Annotated in this window: 20 protein-coding genes and 1 tRNA gene; 13 read left to right on the top strand and 8 right to left on the bottom strand. The window is 28.5% G+C overall.

Going from position 1 to position 21,766, the window contains the following annotated elements:
* The first annotated feature begins 452 nt into the window (after positions 1 to 452).
* From rpmI to mutL, 5 genes are read left to right on the top strand one after another with little or no spacing between them, the layout of a single operon-like run.
* Positions 453 to 650, top strand: a complete 198-nt coding sequence (gene rpmI, locus h2es_RS05590) for a 50S ribosomal protein L35 (RefSeq protein ID WP_154512289.1) — start codon at positions 453 to 455, stop codon at positions 648 to 650.
* 23 nt (positions 651 to 673) lie between these two features.
* Positions 674 to 1,051, top strand: coding sequence for a 50S ribosomal protein L20 (gene rplT, locus h2es_RS05585; protein WP_154512167.1), 378 nt, complete (start codon positions 674 to 676; stop codon positions 1,049 to 1,051).
* Positions 1,052 to 1,078: 27 nt separating this feature from the next.
* On the top strand, positions 1,079 to 2,122 hold the full coding sequence (gene pheS / locus h2es_RS05580) for a phenylalanine--tRNA ligase subunit alpha (protein ID WP_154512165.1): 1,044 nt from the start codon (positions 1,079 to 1,081) through the stop codon (positions 2,120 to 2,122).
* A gap of 5 nt (positions 2,123 to 2,127) precedes the next feature.
* On the top strand, positions 2,128 to 2,706 hold the full coding sequence (gene plsY / locus h2es_RS05575; protein ID WP_154512163.1) for a glycerol-3-phosphate 1-O-acyltransferase PlsY: 579 nt from the start codon (positions 2,128 to 2,130) through the stop codon (positions 2,704 to 2,706).
* 23 nt (positions 2,707 to 2,729) lie between these two features.
* A complete protein-coding gene (gene mutL / locus h2es_RS05570; protein ID WP_154512161.1) occupies positions 2,730 to 4,628 on the top strand; it encodes a DNA mismatch repair endonuclease MutL in 1,899 nt (632 codons plus the stop codon).
* Positions 4,629 to 5,113: 485 nt separating this feature from the next.
* Here mutL and h2es_RS05565 read toward each other — a convergent pair whose 3' ends face one another.
* Positions 5,114 to 5,773, bottom strand: a complete 660-nt coding sequence (locus h2es_RS05565; RefSeq protein ID WP_154512159.1) for a tetratricopeptide repeat protein — start codon at positions 5,771 to 5,773, stop codon at positions 5,114 to 5,116.
* A 263-nt stretch (positions 5,774 to 6,036) separates the two neighbouring features.
* Complete coding sequence (locus tag h2es_RS05560; protein WP_154512157.1) at positions 6,037 to 6,720, bottom strand: M48 family metallopeptidase; 684 nt, start codon at positions 6,718 to 6,720, stop codon at positions 6,037 to 6,039.
* A 100-nt stretch (positions 6,721 to 6,820) separates the two neighbouring features.
* Between h2es_RS05560 and h2es_RS05555 the strand changes: the two genes are divergently transcribed.
* The 3 genes from h2es_RS05555 (at position 6,821) to h2es_RS05545 (ending at position 13,475) form a co-directional block, all read left to right on the top strand.
* Entirely contained in the window at positions 6,821 to 9,373 is a 2,553-nt protein-coding gene (locus h2es_RS05555) for a baseplate megatron protein TIM-barrel domain-containing protein (RefSeq protein WP_154512155.1), read from the top strand.
* Between the two features lie 486 nt (positions 9,374 to 9,859).
* Entirely contained in the window at positions 9,860 to 12,772 is a 2,913-nt protein-coding gene (locus tag h2es_RS05550; protein WP_154512153.1) for a hypothetical protein, read from the top strand.
* A complete protein-coding gene (locus tag h2es_RS05545) occupies positions 12,747 to 13,475 on the top strand; it encodes an outer membrane protein (RefSeq protein WP_195909982.1) in 729 nt (242 codons plus the stop codon). Before h2es_RS05550 ends, h2es_RS05545 begins: the two co-directional genes overlap by 26 nt.
* A gap of 268 nt (positions 13,476 to 13,743) precedes the next feature.
* Here h2es_RS05545 and h2es_RS05540 read toward each other — a convergent pair whose 3' ends face one another.
* On the bottom strand, positions 13,744 to 14,256 hold the full coding sequence (locus h2es_RS05540) for a ClpXP protease specificity-enhancing factor SspB (RefSeq protein ID WP_154512149.1): 513 nt from the start codon (positions 14,254 to 14,256) through the stop codon (positions 13,744 to 13,746).
* 145 nt (positions 14,257 to 14,401) lie between these two features.
* Between h2es_RS05540 and h2es_RS05535 the strand changes: the two genes are divergently transcribed.
* The gene (locus tag h2es_RS05535) at positions 14,402 to 15,595 is read left to right on the top strand and encodes a hypothetical protein (protein ID WP_154512147.1); all 1,194 of its coding nucleotides are present in this window, start codon (positions 14,402 to 14,404) and stop codon (positions 15,593 to 15,595) included.
* A gap of 4 nt (positions 15,596 to 15,599) precedes the next feature.
* Here the strand turns inward: h2es_RS05535 and h2es_RS05530 are convergent.
* Positions 15,600 to 15,689, bottom strand: a tRNA-Leu gene (locus h2es_RS05530).
* Between the two features lie 432 nt (positions 15,690 to 16,121).
* Between h2es_RS05530 and h2es_RS05525 the strand changes: the two genes are divergently transcribed.
* Entirely contained in the window at positions 16,122 to 16,523 is a 402-nt protein-coding gene (locus tag h2es_RS05525; protein WP_154512145.1) for an RDD family protein, read from the top strand.
* Here h2es_RS05525 and rpiB read toward each other — a convergent pair.
* From rpiB to h2es_RS05505, 4 genes are read right to left on the bottom strand one after another with little or no spacing between them, the layout of a single operon-like run.
* Positions 16,512 to 16,952 carry a ribose 5-phosphate isomerase B gene (rpiB, locus tag h2es_RS05520; protein ID WP_154512143.1) on the bottom strand — a complete coding sequence of 147 codons (441 nt, stop codon included), beginning with the start codon at positions 16,950 to 16,952 and terminating at the stop codon, positions 16,512 to 16,514. The genes h2es_RS05525 and rpiB overlap by 12 nt on opposite strands.
* A gap of 3 nt (positions 16,953 to 16,955) precedes the next feature.
* Positions 16,956 to 17,480, bottom strand: coding sequence for an SH3 domain-containing protein (locus h2es_RS05515; RefSeq protein ID WP_154512141.1), 525 nt, complete (start codon positions 17,478 to 17,480; stop codon positions 16,956 to 16,958).
* Complete coding sequence (gene coaD / locus h2es_RS05510) at positions 17,473 to 17,973, bottom strand: pantetheine-phosphate adenylyltransferase (protein WP_410528611.1); 501 nt, start codon at positions 17,971 to 17,973, stop codon at positions 17,473 to 17,475. The genes h2es_RS05515 and coaD overlap by 8 nt, the downstream gene beginning before the upstream one ends.
* Positions 17,960 to 18,874, bottom strand: coding sequence for an RluA family pseudouridine synthase (locus h2es_RS05505; RefSeq protein ID WP_154512137.1), 915 nt, complete (start codon positions 18,872 to 18,874; stop codon positions 17,960 to 17,962). The genes coaD and h2es_RS05505 overlap by 14 nt, the downstream gene beginning before the upstream one ends.
* A 65-nt stretch (positions 18,875 to 18,939) precedes the next feature.
* On the opposite strand from h2es_RS05505, the gene fliI reads away from it, so the two are divergent.
* The 3 genes from fliI to h2es_RS07825 all read left to right on the top strand — a co-directional run bounded on the left by fliI (position 18,940) and on the right by h2es_RS07825 (position 21,457).
* Complete coding sequence (gene fliI / locus h2es_RS05500; protein WP_154512135.1) at positions 18,940 to 20,307, top strand: flagellar protein export ATPase FliI; 1,368 nt, start codon at positions 18,940 to 18,942, stop codon at positions 20,305 to 20,307.
* Entirely contained in the window at positions 20,307 to 21,218 is a 912-nt protein-coding gene (locus h2es_RS05495) for a hypothetical protein (protein ID WP_154512133.1), read from the top strand. The genes fliI and h2es_RS05495 overlap by 1 nt, the downstream gene beginning before the upstream one ends.
* Before the next feature lie 107 nt (positions 21,219 to 21,325).
* Positions 21,326 to 21,457 (top strand): hypothetical protein, encoded by a 132-nt coding sequence (locus tag h2es_RS07825; protein WP_268258913.1) that lies wholly within the window; start codon positions 21,326 to 21,328, stop codon positions 21,455 to 21,457.
* Positions 21,458 to 21,766 lie beyond the last annotated feature (309 nt).

Genomic DNA, 21,766 nt, shown 5'->3' with positions numbered 1-21,766 from the left:
TTACATTTACCTTAAAAAATATTTATATCTATTAGTTATACTTATGAAGTGTTAAGATTGAGTTAAGGTTTTTAGGAGAAACGTTAAGATTACGTTAAATTTTTATATTTGTTATTTACTATTGGTTTGCCACATTCGTTTTACTCATTCGCAATGACGATAGGGAACATGGATTGCCACGCTTCACTGAATTCGTTCGCAATGACTGTTGCTAAATTTGTCATCACGAGGGAATGATGTTGCCATCTACCATCCACAGTCATCACGAGGGAGAGACGAAGTCCCGACTGTGGTGATCCAGTAATGTTATTCACTCAAAATATCAGGGTATAAAATTTATAATTCTTTATTGATATTTCTACTATTATAGCATATAAGTATAGCTTATCAGCATCAAGGGCTATTTATTTGGCATGCCTTTGAAGCGATTTAATAAAATTATTGGAGATAAAATGCCTAAAATGAAAACAAAATCGAGCGCTAAAAAGCGCTTTAAATTGACTGCAAGTGGAAAAGTCAAGGCTCCACAAGCTAATAAACAGCATAATATGAGAAAGCGTAGTAAGCGCCAAATCAGAAATCAAAGAGGTACTGATGTATTGCCAAAGGTTGAGGCAAGAAGAATTCCTGCTTATATGCCATATGCTTAAATTTTAATTTGTGGAGATAAAAAATGTCAAGAGTTAAACGCGGAGTCACAACAAGAGCTCGTCATAAGAAAATTATTAAATTAGCTAAAGGCTATAGAGGCAGGGCGAAAAATTGTTTTAGAGTTGCAATCCAAAGAGTAGAAAAAGGTTTGCAATATGCCTATAGAGATAGAAGAACTAAAAAAAGAGACTTTAGAGCATTATGGATTCAAAGGATCAATGCTGCCACAAGAGCTCATGGTTTAGCATATTCGCAATTTATTAAAGGAATAAAGCTTGCTGGAATTACTTTAAATAGAAAGATGTTATCTGAGCTTGCTATACACAATGCAGATGCATTTAATCAAATATTAAATAAAGCTCAAGAAGCATTAAAGAAAGAAGCAGCAAAATCTGTTTAGTAGTTTTTATTATTAATATTTTTTTATATGTTAAAAGAACTGGACTCTATATATCAAGAATTTAAAAGTTCAATTAAGGTAGTTGAAAATGAAAATGAATTAAATAATATTAGGGTAAAATTTCTTGGTAAAAATGGCATAGTTACTAGTGAAGCTAAGAAGATTGCTTTGGTTTCTCAAGATGAAAAGAAAGAATTTGGAGCTAAAGTAAATAAGCTAAAAGATTATATTCAAAAAGAAATACAAGAAGTAAAAAACTATATAGAAGAAAAAGTTCTTAATGAAAAACTTAAGAATGAGTCAATAGATGTAACTTTGCCTGGAAGAGGATATCAAAGAGGGAAAGTTCATCCCATATCTTATACGATTGATAAAATCAAAAATATATTTTATTCTATGGGATTTCAGCATATAGATGGTCCTGATATTGATAATGAATGGAATAATTTTACAGCACTTAATATACCTGAAAATCACCCTGCAAGGCAAATGCATGATACTTTTTATGTAGAAAAGAAATCTGAGGATAAAGACAATTTACTTTTAAGGACTCATACTTCTACAGTGCAAATAAGGTATATGCTTAAAAATAAACCACCTCTTAAAATTTTCTCAGTAGGAAAAGTTTATAGATCTGATTATGATGCAACTCACACTCCAATGTTTCATCAACTTGAATGCTTAGTTGTTGATGAAAAATCAAATGTAATGGATTTACAAGCATGTCTAAAATGTTTTTTAAGACTATTTTTTGATTCTGATCAAATACCTATGAGATTTAGATCTAGTTATTTTCCATTTACAGAGCCTTCTTTTGAAGTAGACGTAAAATGTGATAGAAGTAAAAAAGGAGAAATCCAAATAGGTAAAGGTGATGATTGGTTAGAAATACTTGGATGTGGAATGGTAAATCAAAAAGTTCTTGAGAATGTTGGTATTGATTCATCAAAATATCAAGGCTTTGCATTTGGAGTTGGTGTTGAAAGATTAGCAATGTTGAAGTATAATATTTCAGATTTAAGAAGCTTTTTTGAAGGAGATATTAGATGGCTCAATCATTATGGATTTTAGAATAAATGCATATTACCATACTTTTATTGATATTTTCGTATTTAATTGGAAGTATACCTTCGGGTTTAATTTTTAGTAAAATTTTAAATAAAGGTGATATAAGAAAATCTGGTTCAGGAAATATCGGTGCAACTAATGCATTAAGAGTAGGAGGCAAATTATTAGGATCACTCACATTAATGTTTGATTTGTTAAAAGGATTAATTGTTGTTATTGTTGCAAAATTATTAGGAATTGAATTTATTGGAATATATGGTTTTGCTTGTATTTTAGGTCATATTTTTCCTATATGGCTAAAATTTAGAGGTGGTAAAGGTGTTGCAACTGTATTTGGTGTGGTTTTAGGTATGCATGTAATTATAGGGGCTGTTATGATGTTATTATGGATTATTGTTTTTAGAGCTTCAAAAATTTCATCTCTTGCTTCTCTTAGTAGTATAACAATATCTATTATAGCTTTATCATTTGGAGAGCATTACATTGATTCTATATTTTTAATATTAAGTTTACTCTTGATTGTTTATAAGCATAAAGATAACATAATCAGACTTTATAATGGTGAGGAAAGTAAAATTTCTTTATAGTTGCTAATTTATAACTGAAAGATATGTCAATACGAGTTTTATCAACCAATACAATTAATAAAATTGCTGCAGGTGAAGTTATTGATAGACCATTATCGGTAATTAAAGAGCTAACTGAAAATTCAATTGATGCAGGTGCAACTGAAATAGTAATTGAGATTAGCAGAGGTGGGAGGAATTTTATTTCAGTAACTGATAATGGAAGAGGTATGAGTAAGAATGAGTTAAATCTTGCACTCGAGAGACATGCTACCTCAAAACTTATGGAGGAGGATATAACAAATATTCAATTTTTAGGTTTTAGAGGTGAGGCTTTACCTTCTATTGCATCAGTAAGTAAAGTTAACATTAAAAGTAGAGCAGCTGATTCTGAAGATGCATGGGAATTACAAATTTATGGAGGAGAAGAATCAGAAATCAAACCAGTTTCTTGCAATATAGGTACTACAATTCAAATTACAGATTTATTTTTTACAACACCAACAAGATTAAAATTCTTGAAATCTGAAGCTAGTGAAACGAGTGCATCTATTGAATTGGTAAATAAGCTTGCTCTATCAAGAGAAAACATTAGTTTTAAATTAGTATCAAATGATAAAGTTATAATAGATACTCCACTTCAAGAAAAATCAATACTCGAGTCTTCTAAAAGAATTGAAGATATACTGGGTAAAAAGTTTGTAGAAAATTCTATAAAATTTAACTTTGAGGAAGACGATATTAAAGTTTATGGATACGCATCTATTCCAACATTTAATGCTGCAACTTCTTTAAATCAGCATTTCTTTATAAATAAAAGATTTGTTAAAGATAAGGTGTTATCAGTTGCTGCAAGAGCTGCTTATCGCAATCTAATTCCTCATAATAGATTTCCTCAAATAGTATTATATCTAGATATCAATCCAAAGCTTGTTGATGTAAATGTCCATCCTACTAAAGCAGAAGTTAGATTTAGAGATGAACAACGCATTAAAGGTATTATAATTAATGCTATAAGAACTGCTATAACAAATTCTGAATTAAAAAATAATAATGAGCTAGCAAAAGAAGCTGTGAGATTTTTTAAGCCTCAAGAACTTTCTTATCCTCAAAATAAAGCATTAAACTTAGATCATGAAAAGTCATCAAGTGAAAAAAGAGATAGACTTGATGATTTGTTAAAAAACCATAAATCTATAATTAATAATGATATTGTTAAAGATTTTTCAGATATTGATTCAAGAGATCAAGAAATCAATGATATAAAAGATAATAAAGAATATCTAAGTAATTTTGTTAAAAGTGAGCTAAAGGAACAGAAGGAACAAAATGAAGAGAATATAGAAAATATTGGTGATGATGAGTTTCCACTTGGATTTGCTAAATGCCAAATTGATAAGACATATATTATTGCAGAAAAAAGTGATTCTTTAATTTTAGTGGATCAACATGCTGCTCACGAAAGATTAACGTTAGAAAGAATAAAATTACAACTTAAAGGAGGGGCTCTTGAGGGCCAAATTTTATTGGTGCCTGAGGTAGTAAATTTAGATAAAGTTTTAACAGAACAAATAATGCAGAAAAAGGAAAATCTTCAAAAATTTAGTTTAGTGATTGAAAGAAATGGAATTTCCCAAGTTACTGTTAGGCAAGTTCCAGTAATACTGCAAAATTTAGATATACCTGGTTTCGTAAAAAATATAGCTGAAAGTATACATTTATTTGATGACATCAGCTTGATTAATGAAAAGATAGAGGAAATTTGGGGTAATATTGCTTGTCACTCTAGTATTAGGGCTGGAAGAGTTTTGAATATTGAAGAAATGAATCAATTGCTTAGAGAGATTGAAAAAACTCCTTTATCCGAACAATGTAATCATGGTAGGCCAACATTTGTAAAACTTGAATTAAAAGATATCAGAAAGATTTTCGAACGGCTATGAGCTAGATAATTATCAGATCATGTTATTGCGAGCAGAAGCATAAGCTGTAGTGCAGAAATTCAGTAAGGTTAACCTGAGCTGCAGATAAGAATTGCTTTGTAAGAGGCAAAAGAAGTATTATATACAAACACTTGAATACAATTTCTTTATCAATATAGTCATTGCGAGAGCATTTTAATGCTCGCGGCAATCCAGGGCTGGAAAGTTATTAACAAATGTAATTAAGGTAACAATTCTGGATCACCACGCCACTAACGTGGCTCGTGATGACTGTCGGAGGTAGGATGCAATATCTCTTCTTCGTGATCTAGGGTTGTTTTTGCATTTATTGATAATTTTCCTGGATTGCCACACTCACTTCGTTCGTTCGCAATGACTATATCGTTTGCTCCTAATTGTACTAAACATCACTGTATGGTTGCTTTCTAGATCTTTATAGAGCAATTCTTATCTGTAGTTCGGGTTATTTACTTGGCTCGTGATTACTAAAGTGAATCTTTTTCGTGTTCCTGTTGTTTTAATTTTTTACTCAATATATTTGTAGAGCTTTGTATGGTATATGCTTGAGTTTCATAAATGAGATATACGGTGCCGCTTAAATGTTTAGCAATTAATTCAATAAATACTCCACCTGATATAAATTTTGCATATTTATCGCCAACATATGGTATTGTACTTGTTATTTTGTAATAATCTTTTTCATTAAGATTGTTGTATAAATAATCAAAGGTATTATCATTTTTATAAAACTCTGCAGTAATAGCATTTGCTACATCATTTTCAAATATCACTGTAAAAGCTTTTAAACCATTAAAATTAAATTGAGCAAGATTAGTTGCAACATATTTTTTGCCATTAGTATGCTCGTCATTTCCAATATATTTTGCCTCATATTTATTTAAAAATTCCTCTAAAGTCATCTTACTAATTGCAATTCCAAATGGTATTGAAGATGGTTTAGTATTTGCTGCTTTTATGAAAAATTCTTCTGCTTTCTTATAATCTTGCTTCACTCCAATGCCATTATTATATCTACGTCCTAAATTATTCATGGCTGTATAATTACCAAGCTCAGCAGCTTTTTCGTAATATTTAAAGGCTTTTGCATAATCTTGTTTAACGCCTCTTCCGAAACTATAATCCAAAGCTAGCTCTAAATAATCTTTATCTTTTTTTTTATTACTAGGTGATTTAGTTTGAGTGGTGTTTGAATTATTATTTTTTTCATCTTTGTCGTTGTCGCATGCAACTAGCGATATTAAAATTATAAATACAAATTCAAAGTTTTGAGTTTTTGCATAAAGTTATTCCTAAACAATTTATCTATATTTGATATATAGTTTATTAGGTGTCAATAAAAATTTAAAACAAACTAATTCGATATAGCAAATATATTTTTGAAATTAAATTATAAATAATTATATAGTTTAGTACCATTTTTCCTGAGCCAAAGACATTGTTCCTTATAATTTGGGTATATTTCTTCCACTAGTTTCCAATATTTTTTGCTATGATTCATTTCTTTTAAATGGCATAACTCATGCACAACTAAGTATTCAACAACCTCTATAGGTGCAAAAATAATTCTCCAGTTGAAACTAAGATTTTTTAAGGAAGAGCAGCTTCCCCATTTAGTTTTTAGATCTTTGATAAAAATTTTCTTATAGCTAAAGTTATGTTTATTTGCGTAAAATTGACATAACTCATTAATCTTATTTGTTATAATGTTAATAAATAATTGCTTTAAGGAATTATTAATGTCTTGTTTCATGCCATAAACTTTAATTATATCGCCTTCAATTTTTGCATACTTCATTAATCTACATTCAGCATGAACAACATCATAATATTTGCCAAAAATAGGGTATTGATTTTTATTTGCTTGATCATTTATATTAGTTATATTTCTTAATTTGTTTTCAATCCATTCTTCTTTGTTAATTAAGAATTTATAACCAACTTTTAAAGGCACCCAAAGTGGTATTACTAACTCAACTTTTTGATTTATAATTTTAATTGCAATATTTTTTGCTTTTTTGCTTTTTCTTATATTGACATTAAATTGCTGAATTAAGTTGTTAATTTTACTCATTTATAAGCTATTTTAAAAATAATGATTTTAACATACTTCCTGAATAATTAAAATCTTACTAACTTTGATGTAATTTACACATCATATATGGTTTATAAGCATGTCTTTTAATATTTTTGATAATTCAACAAGTTTTAAAATTGGTAAATTATTAGGTAATATATTAAATAAGAAAATATTTAAAAATGAAATATTAATTAATACGGAAGGTAAAAGATTAGAAGATATAAACGTTCAAACGGTAAAATATGGTAAAGAGATACCTATTGTATATGGCAAAGTTAAATTGGCTGGAAATATTATATGGGATTCAGGTTTAAAGGAGTTAAAAAAAATAATAACTAAAAGCAGTAATACTTCTAATCAAAAAATTGAATATAATTACACAAAATATGAGTATAATATTTCACTTGCTATAGCATTGTGTGAGGGTGAGATAGATTATATATCAAGGATTTGGATAAATGATATTATTATAGATAAGTCGTTGTATAATATTAGATTTTATAGAGGCACAGAAGATCAAATGCCTGATTCCTTAATTGAGAAAATTGAGGGTAAGGGTTATACAGCTGCATTTAGGGGAATTGCATATGTTGTGTTTGAGGATTTTCCAATATCAAAATTTAAAAACAAAATACCTAAATTTCATTTTGAAGTTATTAAGAATGATAATTCAAAAAATCCTGATAACTTACAAAATTTAATTAACTCAGTTGTTATTATACCAGGTAGTGGTGAATATGTTTATGATACCACAGTTCAGACTAAATCTTATTATAAAAATGAACCTTATGAATATGAAGAAGTTAAGATAAATTGTAATACAGAACATGCTAAAGCAGATTCTTTAGTTTCTTTAGATCAACTAAAATCAACATTACCAAATGTAAAATGGGTTTCTCCTGTTGTAAATTGGTACGCTACTGATATAAATGCAGGAAATTGTAAAATATTATCTGGTGTAGAATTTAAAGATGAAAAGACAAAAATTTCTCCTGATGAATGGCAGGTATCTAATTATAATCGTAACAATGCTCATCTAATTTTACAAAAAAATAATCATCCCATTTATGGTGGCACAATAAATGATAAAAGTATCGCTAGATATTTAGAAGAGCTCAATAATAAGGGTTATTTAATTATGTTTTACCCTATGCTTTTGATGGATAGTTATGAAAAACCATGGAGGGGTAGAATGTATGTAAATGATGCAAAAGATATAGAGAATTTTTTCGATGGAGAGAATGGTTATAATAAATTTATTTTGCATTACGCTAAACTTGTTAAAGGCAAAGTAAAAGCATTTTTAATTGGTTCAGAAATGGTTGAGCTTACAAAGTTTAAAACTAATGATAATAAATTTTTGGTTGTTGATAAACTAATTGATTTGGCAAAACAGGTTAGGGGAATATTAGGTAATGATGTGATGATTTCGTATGCTGCAGATTGGAGTGAATATCACCATACTGATGGTGGATGGTATTTTTTAGATAAGCTATGGGCATCTGAATATATTGATTTTATAGGAATTGATGCATACTTTCCTTTAACAAGTAATGACAAAACTACATATGATATAAATGAGGTAATAGGTGGTTGGGAATCTGGTGAAGGATATGATTATTATATTGATGGCAATGGAAAAAAACAGCCTCTTGGCAAAGAATATGCATGGAAAAATATTAAATGGTGGTGGGAGAATAAACATTATAATCCTGATGGCAGGCAGACAGAATGGATTCCTAAATCAAAGAAGATTTGGTTTACAGAATTAGGGTTTCCATCAATTGATTGTGCTACAAATCAACCTAATGTTTTTTATGATCCAAGTACCGCCGAATCAAATATCCCAAAATATTCTAAGGGACAAGTTGATTTTCAAGCACAAAAATTAGGTTTGCTTGCTACAGAGATGAAGTGGAAAGATTCTGAAATGATTGAAAATAAATTTGTCTGGGCATGGGACGCGAGACCTTATCCATATTTCCCTGATAAGCTTGATGTTTGGGGAGATGGTGATTGTTGGAAAAAAGGACACTGGGTTCAAGGAAAATTTTTTCACACAAATTTAAACTGTATATTGTTTGATATATGTAAAAGATTGAATCTAGATCAAATTGATACTAGTCAAATAAATCATGATGTCATTGGTTTTTGTATTCATGATAATTCAACAGCAAAGGAAGTGATTGATGATCTCAGTACATTATATTCATTTAAGGTGCAAGAACTTGAAGATCAACTAGTATATATTCCAAATAAAAATAGGGAAGTGAATTATATTGATAGTGGTGATATTGTTATAAACCTAGATAAATTAGAAAGTTCGCTTTCAATTATCAAGTTGGGTGATGAGAATATTATATCTAATGTAAAGTTAAATTATATTTTGTTTGATCAAGATTATATTTTAACCAACACAAATGCTAAAAATTATTTGCTAGATAATGATAATCAACTTCAAATTAGTTTGCCAATTATAATAACTCAGTCAGAAGTAGATGAGATGGCTGGAAAGGTTTTAGATGATTTTACAACTAATGATATAATTGTTTCATTAACGTTACCTATTACATATGCATTTCTTAAGGTTAATGATTTAGTTCAAATTGAATATGAAGATCAGATATTAATCTTACAAATATTTTAAATTATAATTGATGAGACTTTTACAATTTCAATAATTTGTGAAAGAGCAGATTAAAAGATTTGGTGATGACTGTTGTCGATTGTCATTGCGAATGAACGCAGTGAGTGTGGCAATTGATGTTCTCTATCGTCATTGCGAGAGCACATAGTGCTCGTGGCAATCCAGAGAAATTATAACAAACGTAAATGTAGCAACAATTCTGGATCACCACGCCCCTAACGGTGCTCGTGATGACAAAAAGAAGTACGAAAGGTGCTCGTGATGACAAAGTGTAATATAGTCATTGCGAGTGAGCGCATTGAGTGGCACAATCCATGTTATCTATCGTCATTGCGAGGATGTGGCAGCATCCGTGGCAATCCAGGGAAGTAAAAAAAATAAAATCTTAACGTAATCTTAACGTTTCTCAGAAAAACCTTAACGTAATCTTAACATTTCATAAGTATACTTCACTTAAGCAAAACAAATTAAATGTGGAGGTTTGACATGAAAAATAACACAAAATATATAAACGATATTAAAGTTGTAGAGAAAATCAACCCAAATATTATACATGATTATAATGAAGCATTTAATGTTAAAGATAATACGATAATATATGAAGAGCAAAAGGAAAAGTTTTTGGCAGATCAAAAAGAAACAAAAGCTAAAGAGAAAATTGCAAAGTTAGAAGCAGAAAATAAGAAGTTAGAAGCTTTTAAAGCTAACAATAAATATGAGTATGTGCAAGTGAAAGTAGATAATCAAAAGAATGATGATTTTGATTTGGAAAAAAATTATTCAGATGTTGGATCTGATATTAGCACAGCGTCTAACTCTAAAAATAACTCTCCAGTAAGAGGTGAATATAACAATAATAGCTATGAATATATACATAACAAAATGAAAACAGAAAACAAAAAACAAAATTATGAATATATTAACAACAGTATTAAAAATAGCAAAATACAAGAAAATAAAATGGAGGAAAATATTACTGAATATCCATGGGGAAAATACATAGACCATAACAAAAGTAATAATCCAACATTTGCTAAAGTTTTAAAAAACTTAGATGAATTAGCTAATAAAGGAGATGGAGCTAAGGTTAATATAAATGGGGTTAAGTTAGAGGGTGATACACTAAAATTAGTTCAAAGCTTTGAAAGTAAATTAGATATAAATAATGAAAAGCTTTGGGCAGGTGCAAGGTTTTTGCTTAGGTTTGATACGCCAGATGGTGCAGATGAATTCTTAGCATCAATAGACACCAGTGCTCTTTATAGAAGAGAAGCTGCAACACATGGCTCAAAATATAAAGGCAAAGAGCTTGTTGAGAAGAAAGAATCTGGAATTTCTGCATTGCTCAAAGGTTTATTCTTTAGAACTCATTATGGCGTGGATATGGCAAATGATAATACTGAGGAAGCTCAAAGTCCTGGTCATTTATACATAAACAAGGAAAACCACACTTTAAAATATTATGCATCTAAAATTCCTTTAGTTGGTTCTTACTTCAAGGCAAATCACTATAGTGAGATACAAATTGGGATTGAAAATCATGCAGCTCCTGGAGTTTTCGGAGTATTTTTAGATAAAACTGGAATTAAAAAAGCAGCTCATTCAACAAGTGGTGAATCTGATGTAATAAACCCAATTGGAGATGCAAAAAATATCTATAAAGTAAAGTTAGATGATCAAGGTAATATAAAAAATCAAGATGGATTAAAAAGTTATTTAGCAAAAGCAGGTGTTAAAGATGCAAATATTACTGATCTCAAAGGTGAATGGAGAGGTTTAGGTGAAAATTCTGGATATCAATATAAACAACAGGATAATTTATATTTCGTTAAAGACCCAAAAGGCAATGTTTTTGTTGCAAATCCAGAAACTTTAAAAAATGGTGAAAATGTAATCTTTGACATTTATGGAAAAGTTATTGATGTTAAAGATACTTCAAAAATTAAACCATTAGCTGAAGATTCATTTACACTTAAAGATACTAGAGATGTGCTTCATGGTGCAATAGTTATGCCACAAGCATATAGTTTAACTAAATCTATTGCAAAAGAAGTTGTTGATCCTTTTCCAAAAGCATTTGGTTTCAATTATAACATTAGTGAATATATTTCTGAAGAAGATAAACAATTAGCAAGCAATATCGATGAAGTTGCTATTAGTATTGGAAATAGAGTTTCTGATATTTTCAATTATGGATTTAACACTTTGACTGGCAAACCTATTGAATTTATTAAAGCTGTAGATGTTTGTCTTGGAGGATATCCTTCAAATATTCTAAGTATGCCATATGAATATATGATTAAACCGATGGCACAAGATGGGTTAAATGCAACCTTCAATGCTTTAAATTTCTACTTTGATGGATGGTCAATATTTGTAAATCCAGCTATAAACAGTGTCACAGGTGTTGTTGATAACCAAGTAGAACAATATGCTCCAACTAATGAATCAAGCTCAGCATATACTTATGGGTATAACTCATTTTATGCTGGTTATTCATTCGGAAAGCATTATATGCTGCACGCTAATAATACTGGTTTACATAAAACAACTTTTTCTTCTGAGAAATTTGCTGGAGCAGTAGGCAAAACAGTTGGAGATGTGAACAGGCAGAACAACATTGAAGAAGAGGTGAAAGATGAAGATGTAGGGGTTATTACTTATGCTACAGATGCTGGGGTTATTTATGGCCTTACAGGTAATAGTACAACGCCAACAGAGAAAAAATGGCTTCCTGTGAAGTTGGCAACTTCTCTAGTTTCATATTCATTAAAAGCTTCTGCCTTCTATAATGCTCACAATGCAATTAAATATTTAGACAATAAGTTTGGAGTTAGCTCAGGAACTGCTAAAGCATTAGATTATCTTAATACATTTAGTTACTTAAGTGCTGAAGGAGTAAATGTGCGTTATGTTGCTAATAAAGGTGAGCAAGGAGGTGAAAAAAATACTAAAGAAGAAAATAAAAAAACTGAAAGTGAGAGCACGCTTAATAATAATTACTTAAAACTATTTGGTTATTATATTAATAATTTTAAAGCTGAAGATAAGGAATTTAAATATGATGATTTGCAAAATATCATAGATAATGAGAATGACAATCAAATAAATACTAAAGAAATAATAGATACTAATGAGCAAAAAGTTAACAATAGCACTCAAAACGATACTCTAGAAGTTAGTAATGGAAAGGAAATAATAAATATAAATGAGCAAAAAGTTGACAGTGGCACTCAAGACGATACTATAGAAGTTGGTAATGAATATGAGGATTTAATTATTATGGTAAATGACAGTACTACTTTAATCTATAGCGAACTAGATGATCCATGTGATATAGATGACATTTTATGTGAAATAAAAGATGATATATATGCAAACAGCACACTTTGGACTTAAAAAATTGCCTAGGAGTATCACTAAATTTTTTCTTTTGATATTTCTAGGTTTTAGTATAGCTGATGCTAAGGAAGATAATTTATATTTAAGGTTTGATGCAGGGAGGATAAAGCAATCGAACAATATAAATAGTACTCAACATTTTTATAAAGTTTCTGGGAATAAAAAGCTTAAAAGAGATTTTATATATATTTTTGGCTTAGGGTATAGGATAAATAAATATCTCAGAACAGATTTAACTTTTAGTAAAGCAGATAATTTAAATTATATCTCATCTGTTAAATCTCCAAAAGCATTTAATACATATTTTCAAAATTTTGAAATACAGTCTACTTTATTAAATTTCTATTATGATTTTCCCTTTGATAAAATAATTTCACCATATATTGGCATTGGAATAGGGTATTCTAAAATTAGTCCAAATATCGGTATTCATAAATTGAAGACAAATAGCGGGAGGGAAGGTTTAAATAAGGTTTATAATAAAATTAGTAATAGTTTTTCCTATGCTTTGCTTGGTGGCTTAACAATTAAAGCTAATGAAAAATTTGAATTTGACTTTAATTATAAGTTTCAAGATTTTGGCAACAGTAATGGTATTTATAAGATAGAAGATTTCAGTGGTAATATAATGTCTAGAAACCCAGAAAGTTTTAAAATTAAAGCTAATATAGTAACACTTAGTGTTAGATATAATTTTTAATGTAATAGTATTTTTTACCACCACAGTTGGGACTGATGTACTTCCTGCATGATGAAAATATGTAGCATAGACATTGCGAGTGAGCGCAGTGAGTATGTAAATCCAGAGAAATTGTAATAAACGTAAGTGTTGCAACAATTCTGGATCACCACAGTCGAGCTAAAGCTCTCCTTCGTGATGACTGTGGGTGGTAGATGGCAACATCACTCCCTTGTGATGACTGTTGAAAGTGTAGAATCCTTCCTCGTGATAATGACTACTGAAATTTTTAATGCAGATTTTTTGATCTAATATAATCTATCAAAGATATTACATTACTTCTTTTATCATTGTTTTCTTTTTTACTATCTTTTTTATCTAAATTTATCAAATTATTATTTTCCAACAATCTATCATGTTCGCTTACATCATTAGTATATTCTTGCTTAAATTCAAGTTCAAATGATTCAGAAGGGTCTGCAAAACATGTTATTGCTTTATAAGGAATACTTAAATGTGAATATTTATTATTAAAACTCAAACTAACTTCAAAATGATCTTCAAAAATACGAAGATTTTTAAAATCATATTGTAATATAATTGTAATTTCATTAGGATATTGAGCTTTTAAAATTTTAGGCATCTCAACTCCTTCAAAATCAGTTGAAAAATTTATGTAGAAGTGGTTATTACCAGTAAAACCATTTTTTTCAACTTCTTTTAGTGCCATCTTAATAATATAGTACATTGATTCATTTATCAGATGTGTATAATTTATTGAAGAATTTTTTTTATCAACCATTTAACTAAATATTAATCGTAGAATTTTCAAAATATTATAGCACTAAAAATACATTTATAAATAGTTAATAATTAAAAAAGTACATTTACACAACTTAAAATTGAATATATGATTTTGAAGTATAATAAAATTTTAAGAGGTTAATATGTATAATAAAGATAATAATTCAAAAAGAAGCAATAGTTCTAATAAAAATGAATTAAATTTACAAAACGAAGAAGATTTAAATAAAGTAAGTAATCGTAGTGAAAATGGAAGTGATACAATAAAAAATGATTCAAATAGAGCAAGCGATAATGATGAAAGTAAAAATGAGAAAATAGAAGAGAACAGTACAAAAAAGAAAGAAATTAAATCAATTGAAGAAGTAGATGAAAAAAAACAGGAGCTTATTGAAGGGTTAAATAAATATTTAAGTTCAAGTAATTTAAAGAAGTGTTTAGAAGGAATTGAGCTAAAGACTAAGACTCAGTTTATTAATAAATATAAAGAGTATATTGATAGGTTTCAAAATTCTGATAATTATGAAGATAATAAAAAGATAGATACAAAAGAGAAGCTTGGATGTAAAATTTTAAATTGTTGTATAGAAATATTAAAAAAACATAAAAATACTAAGAACAGTGAAGAGATTAAAAACAGTGAAGAATATAAAAATATTAAAGAAGCCATAACATCAATATATGATGATATTTATAAAGACATAGATGATGATATCAATTTTTCTTTTAATGATAATGACATATCTCAAATTGATATTAATACAAATGAGTTATCTCAAACGAGAGTTAATAACAATGATTTTGAAAATATACCTGCTTTAGATTTTTCAGTACTTAATAATGAAGTAACTAATAGAAATCAAATAAATGAAGAAAATAAAGAAGATGAAAATGAAAAATCGGTTAAAAAAATGGATGAGAAAGAAGGTTATGGCGCAGTATTATACAATTATTACAAACACACAAAAGACCAATTAGCTACAAAAGTAAATGAGTATTTTAAGTCAAAAAGTAACAAAGATAAGAATGATGAATTAGATAATAGTGATAATAAAGAGCTCTATAACAAATTTATGAGTATGAAAGATAATAATGAGTTTGTTGAATCAAAAGGTGGTACAGTTGAAGAAATTTCTAATAATTATAATCTAGAAACTAATCAAAATGTATTTACAAATACTCAACAAAACAATGAAGAAGTTGTTCAGTCGTCAAATGATTATAGTTATTATAAATATGCTATTTGTGTATTAACGGGAGCTTGTATAGTTATGCAAGCATTAAGCTATATGTCTGATCATCATGACTACCATGGATTTGGTTCATCAGGATTTTAATTGATGGTGCGGTCGAAAAGACTCGAACTTTCAATCCCATGTGATGGGAACAACGACCTCAACGTTGCGTGTCTACCAATTCCACCACGACCGCAGCTTTGAGGTATGCTACGAAAAATATATATAAATTTCAACTAAATTTTTTATGATATATAATTGTTCTAAATAATAATCACGAGGGAAATATATTACATCTTATAACCCAAAGTCATCACGAAGGAGGAATGTAATTCCGACTGTGGTGATCAAGAATTGTTGCTATTTACACCAGAATTCGTCATCACTAGGGAGAGGTGGAATTTAGACTGTGGTGATCCATAGGTATTGCTGCATTTATGTTTTCTTGATGTATTACTGGATTGCCGCACTCACTTCGTTCGTTCGCAATGACGAAGTAAGGAAGATGGATTGCCACACTACGGCTACGCCTTCATTCGCAATGACTATTTTATATTTTTATCTAAATAATTGACAGTAAGTTATTGCTATATTACTCTCAACCTATGAAAAAAAGATAACAAAAATTATGAATAATAAGATTTACTCGGGGCTAGCTAGAAGAATAATTGCTACAATGATAGATGGTATAGTTCTAATTATACCACATTTATTATTTTTTAGCTTTGAAGCAAGTGGTGGATATAGTTTTGGTTCATCCTTGATTCATATTGTTATAAATGTTGTTTACATAGTTTATTTTGAATCTTCAAAATATCAGGGTACTATAGGAAAAATTTTGATGGATATTAAAATAGTTGATATAAATGGTCAAACTATATCTTTTTCAAAATCAATTTTAAGATATCTTGGATTTTGTTTATTAAGTATTATAGGTGGTATGTTTATCAATTTTTTCACAATACTTTTTACAAAAGAAAAAGTTGCTGTTCAAGATATGCTTTTTGAAACTAGGGTTTTAATGAGATAAATTTATCTTATTAACTCTATTTAAATGCCTACTTTTTTGAAATTTAGAATTTAAAAATGTTTTTATAATACCTTTAGCTTTTTCAAAAGATATATAGCGAGCTCCTAAAACTAAAACATTTGCATCATTATGTTCTCTTGCAAGTTTAGCATACTCTGTATTAATGCATAATGCTGCACGAATATGCTTATTTCTATTTGCACAAATTGACATGCCTATGCCTGTGCCACAAATTAATATACCTATATTAATTTTGTTTTGCTCAATAGCATTAATAACTTTTTTTGCATAATCAGGATAATCGACTGAATCATCTGTATCAGATCCAAAATTTATAATATTTTTAAAGTTTAATTCTTTTTCTAGAAATATTATAATATTATTTTTTAGCTTATATCCTGCATGATCATTTGCGATTCCTATAATCATATATCAATTGACACCCCAAATATTAATTTTTCTTATCCAGCCATTATATTTTTCAATTCTAACTTTACACCATTCAGATTCGCATTTTATTACACGAGCTAGTGTCCCAAATTCTACTTTTATTATTGGAGGAGAATTTTCATCAGGAGCTTTAAAAATTAATGATTTATTTTTTAATAATTCTTTTTCTAAATCTTTTTTAATAGAAATTTTATTATTATTTATTATTACATAGTTAACTCCACTCAATAAACTTTGATGTATCCATCCTTGAGTATTATCAATATCTGTTACTTTTCTCCAATTATCAAATTCTGCAATAATTTTAAATGGTTGATTAATGCATTGGTATATGTAAGAGGTTTGATATTTTTTGCCAGGACCAACTCTCATTTTAACTTCAGTTGATTTTAAAGTTACATATCTAGGTATAGGCAATCCTGTTACAATGCCAGTTTCAAATGAGTTTGAATTTATTGTGAAAACTAAAAAAATAATCCATATATTTATTAATATTAATTTATACATTTTTAAATTTTTCTATTAAAAGTTTTTGAACATTTTGTGAAACTAGTTTTTTTGTATTTCCACCTAATTTTGTAACCTCCTTAACAAATGTTGATGATATAAAGTGCACATTTTCAGTTGCTGGTAAAAATACAGTTTCAATTTTATTTTCTAAGGTTTTATTAACAAATGACATTTGAAACTCATATTCAAAATCAGCAACTGCTCGGAGTCCTCTTATTATAATATGTGCACTTTCTTTTTTTACAAATTCAACTAATAAACCATTAAAAGACTTAACAACAATATTTTTCGTATAAAGTTTATCTAATTCATATTTTATCATATCTACTCTATCATTTGCAGAGAATAAAGGGCTTTTTTGGCTATTTTCTGCAACACCTATAATCAATTTATCAAATAATATTGCAGAGCGCTTAATTATATCTAAGTGACCAAGTGTAATAGGGTCAAATGTTCCTGGATATACTGCTGTTTTTTTATTTGTCATAATTTTCTAAATTATGTGTTGGAAAGTATTTTTCTATCATTTGTTGAAAATGCTTAGGAATTTTTGCTTTTAACATATAATTTTTGTTGTATAAGTTAAAACTTAATAAATATGAATGTAAATGTAAATGATCAGATTTTTGAATTTCTTGTTTTGATTTGAAATTAAAGTGCTTATTATCACCTAATATTGGATAATTTATGCTTTTACTATGAATTCTGATTTGATGTTTTCTTCCTGTTAAAGGAGTGAATTTAACCAATGAAAAAATATTTTTATATTCAGAAATTACTTTAAACTGTGTTTTAGCATCATATTCCTTATCTAATATATTTATTTTAGATTCTATTATTCCTTGTTGAGATTTTGGAATTCCACATAAAACAGATAAATAGGATTTATTAATCTTTTTATCTCTAAATAATTTGCTAATTTTTGCAGCTATATTAGCATTTTTTGCTACAATAAGTAAGCCTGTAGTTTCTTTATCAATCCTATGGACTATATGATACTTAAAACCTGATAGCTTTAAAACTCTATCTATTGATATTTTAACGTTAGATCCATCTTGCACACATAAATCATAAGGCTTATTTAAAGCAATTATGTGTTCATCTTCATGAATTATAGAATTGAATATTTTATTTTTAATATCTTCAAAATTACTTGGTTTAATATCAGAAATTTGTCTTTGATTTTGATATTCAATTATTGGTGTTCTAATTTTTTGGTTATATATAACTTTAGAATTTATTTTAACTCGTTTGCTATCAATTCTAATTTGTCCTTTTCTTGCAAGCTTAGCAACAATGGTAAATGGCATGTTTGGAACATTTCTATGAAACCAACGATCAAGCCTTAAGCCATCATCTTCTTTTTCCACATGAAAAATTTTTATTTCCATTAAGAATTATGTATGTTTTAATTTACGATATATTTACGTGTGTAACCTATACTAGTTAGATTTTTATGTCCAATATTTTAAGAAGTATAATTAATGAAATCGAATTAATACCTGAATTTCAGGTTATTGGAAAGGTTTGCTCTGTAAGAGGTTTATTAATTGAAGTTTTAGGAATTGAATTTGTTGTAAGTATTGGTTCTAAATGTAAGATAATTAATAAAAATAATATAGAGGTATTTGCTGAAATTGTAGGAATTAAAGAAGAAAAAGCATTATTAATGACTTATGAATCTGCTGAAGGAGTTGGAGTTGGAAGTGAAATTCATGTTATTGCACATGACCAATCAATATACCCATCAAAAAATTGGCTGGGTAGAGTTATCAATGCTTTTGGCGAACCAATTGATGAAAAAGGACCACTTATTAATGGAAATATAGCTTATAGATTACACAATTCACCTCCAAAAGCACATCTTAGAAAGAGAGTTGGTGCTAAAATGGATATGGGTATAAGGTCAATTAATACTTTCTTAAGTTGTTGTTATGGGCAAAGAATGGGGATATTTTCTGGATCTGGGGTTGGAAAATCTATGATGATATCAATGCTTACTAAATATGCAGATGCAGATGTGAAAATTATAGGTTTAATAGGAGAAAGAGGAAGAGAAGTTCAGGAGTTTCTTGAAGATTATTTAGGTGAAGAAGGGTTAAGCAAGGCTGTTGTTATAGTTTCAACTTCGGATGAATCTGCATTAAAAAGAAAGCAAGCTGCTTATCTAACAATGGCTCTTTGTGACTATTATAGAGATCAAGGTAAGCAAGTGCTTTGTATGATGGATAATGTCACAAGGTTTGCTATGGCGCAAAGAGAAATTGGTCTTTCTATTGGAGAGCCTCCAACAACAAAAGGATATACACCAAGCGTTTTTTCTGAATTACCAAAGTTATTAGAAAGAGCTGGACCTGGAATAAAAGGAGAGGGTGATGTAACAGCTTTCTTTAGCGTGCTAGTTGAAGGAGATGATCATAATGAGCCTATAGCTGATGCTGTTAGAGGAATTTTAGATGGACATATTGTACTTAGTAGAAAAATTGCAGGTCGTGGTATCTATCCAGCGATTGATGTTTTGAATAGTATTTCTAGGACTATGCCAAAGTGTAATACTGAATATGAAAATAAAGTTGTAAATAGAGCAAGAAGTTTGATTTCTCAATATACAGATATGGAAGATATGATTAGAATTGGTGCATATAAATCTGGCTCTGATCCACAAGTTGATGAAGCAATTAAATATATTGATGCAATTAATAAATTCATATCCCAAAACTATGATGAGAAAGATAATTTAAGGGATTCGTATTCTAAATTAGTAAAAGCAATAGATTTTGATGAGAAAGTTGATAATGGTGAGAAAACTAATTTGATCAAATAATGACTTTAAATACATTTATTTATAAATTTATTATTTTATTTATTATTTCATTAATCCAAACATATGCTTTTGAAAATAATAAAAAAGAGAAAAAGTTAGAATATCATTCTATTAGGTGTGGGAAAGAAATTCAAAAATTATTTACTAAAAAAGATCTTGATGGAATATTGAAATTAGCTCCACATTTATTTAGAAAATCATATCTTAAAAATAAAACTTTTGATGATTTATTTGATCAAAAATTTGTCAATTCAATTATAAATAGTGAAGTTAGTTCTGAACCTGTAGGATGGCGAGGGTATATGTTAGATCATGGTAGTATATGGTATGATTATAATGATAAATGTAAAATTATTGCTATTAATGGTGAAACTAATGAAAAATTTAATGTGCCATACGTAAAGGGATGGGAAGTTAATAATAAAATTATCTGTCCTAGATGTTTAAATTATCCAAATGTATATACTACTCAAGAGATAAAAATGATTGAAAAGAAAATAACTAATAACAAATTATATAATAAGAAATATAATAACAAATTTAAAAAATGCATGATATCTTGTAATTCACTAAATAATAATAGTGCTGCTGTAGAAAAAGATTATTTAGAATATTATTTAATAAGAACAATTGATCCTTTTATTTGTAATAAATTAACTCCTTCAATAAAATCAAAATGTTTAGAGTCCTACCTAATCTATAATTGCCAAGGTGGTCGAACTATAGGATGTCTTGGTGGATATTCAATTTACGGATTGTTTTACATTGATAAAATTAACGAGTATGTTATATCTGAAGTTAAATATTTTGGACAAGATTATGGTGACATGGATACTAAAATTGTGGGCAAATTTGAAATATTAGATGAAATTGATTATATGGAGCAAAAATGGCTATCTAAAGATAAATAAATTAAAAATAATTTAATTTTATAAAAGTAACTTATCAATAGAAGATACAAAATTCTTATATTATAAGTTTCATTCAATAGTTATTTAACACATATCTATATACACTTATGCCAAAGTTAAAAATTAATAACAAAGAAATTGAAGTGCCTGAAGGCTTTACAGTTATTCAAGCACGTGAAAAAGCTGGAGTTGAAATACCAATAATATTAATCTTCATAACAAACATGAGCTATAAGTGAAGAGCATAGGTATGCCTAAAACTATTCGCATTGCCAAAATATAGTAAAATAAGCAGCTTAAGTATTTATGCAATAAAGTTTTACTAGCATCCTAAAACCAATTTTTAACCTATCCTGCAGTTTGCAACACTGACTACCAAAGTCCTTTAAAGTTCGTTATGGTATACATTATGATATTCACCATCTTGATTCATATTGAATTCATGTATCATAAGTATACAAGAAATATTTTCTTGTATACTATCTATTATAGAGGTAGCTCCTCTATAGGAGATGGAAGGAGATATTCCGATTTTGAATGAAGACTTA

This window comes from Rickettsiales endosymbiont of Trichoplax sp. H2, from assembly GCF_009690945.1.
Taxonomy (GTDB): domain Bacteria; phylum Pseudomonadota; class Alphaproteobacteria; order Rickettsiales; family Midichloriaceae; genus Aquirickettsia; species Aquirickettsia rohweri.
Note: the sequence above shows the minus strand (reverse complement) of the source record. Positions and strands in the feature narration are given on the sequence as shown.

Bases quoted from the DNA above. Each gene is read 5' to 3' on its own strand.
- plsY (WP_154512163.1), top strand. From the start codon at position 2,128: ATGCATATTACCATACTTTTATTGATATTTTCGTATTTAATTGGAAGT.
- h2es_RS05505 (WP_154512137.1), bottom strand. From the start codon at position 18,874: ATGGAAATAAAAATTTTTCATGTGGAAAAAGAAGATGATGGCTTAAGG.
- rplT (WP_154512167.1), top strand. From the start codon at position 674: ATGTCAAGAGTTAAACGCGGAGTCACAACAAGAGCTCGTCATAAGAAA.
- fliI (WP_154512135.1), top strand. From the start codon at position 18,940: ATGTCCAATATTTTAAGAAGTATAATTAATGAAATCGAATTAATACCT.
- h2es_RS05555 (WP_154512155.1), top strand. From the start codon at position 6,821: ATGTCTTTTAATATTTTTGATAATTCAACAAGTTTTAAAATTGGTAAA.
- h2es_RS07825 (WP_268258913.1), top strand. From the start codon at position 21,326: ATGCCAAAGTTAAAAATTAATAACAAAGAAATTGAAGTGCCTGAAGGC.
- h2es_RS05525 (WP_154512145.1), top strand. From the start codon at position 16,122: ATGAATAATAAGATTTACTCGGGGCTAGCTAGAAGAATAATTGCTACA.
- pheS (WP_154512165.1), top strand. From the start codon at position 1,079: ATGTTAAAAGAACTGGACTCTATATATCAAGAATTTAAAAGTTCAATT.
- h2es_RS05515 (WP_154512141.1), bottom strand. From the start codon at position 17,480: ATGTATAAATTAATATTAATAAATATATGGATTATTTTTTTAGTTTTC.
- h2es_RS05535 (WP_154512147.1), top strand. From the start codon at position 14,402: ATGTATAATAAAGATAATAATTCAAAAAGAAGCAATAGTTCTAATAAA.
- h2es_RS05495 (WP_154512133.1), top strand. From the start codon at position 20,307: ATGACTTTAAATACATTTATTTATAAATTTATTATTTTATTTATTATT.
- h2es_RS05560 (WP_154512157.1), bottom strand. From the start codon at position 6,720: ATGAGTAAAATTAACAACTTAATTCAGCAATTTAATGTCAATATAAGA.
- mutL (WP_154512161.1), top strand. From the start codon at position 2,730: ATGTCAATACGAGTTTTATCAACCAATACAATTAATAAAATTGCTGCA.
- rpiB (WP_154512143.1), bottom strand. From the start codon at position 16,952: ATGATTATAGGAATCGCAAATGATCATGCAGGATATAAGCTAAAAAAT.
- rpmI (WP_154512289.1), top strand. From the start codon at position 453: ATGCCTAAAATGAAAACAAAATCGAGCGCTAAAAAGCGCTTTAAATTG.
- h2es_RS05540 (WP_154512149.1), bottom strand. From the start codon at position 14,256: ATGGTTGATAAAAAAAATTCTTCAATAAATTATACACATCTGATAAAT.
- h2es_RS05550 (WP_154512153.1), top strand. From the start codon at position 9,860: ATGAAAAATAACACAAAATATATAAACGATATTAAAGTTGTAGAGAAA.
- h2es_RS05545 (WP_195909982.1), top strand. From the start codon at position 12,747: ATGCAAACAGCACACTTTGGACTTAAAAAATTGCCTAGGAGTATCACT.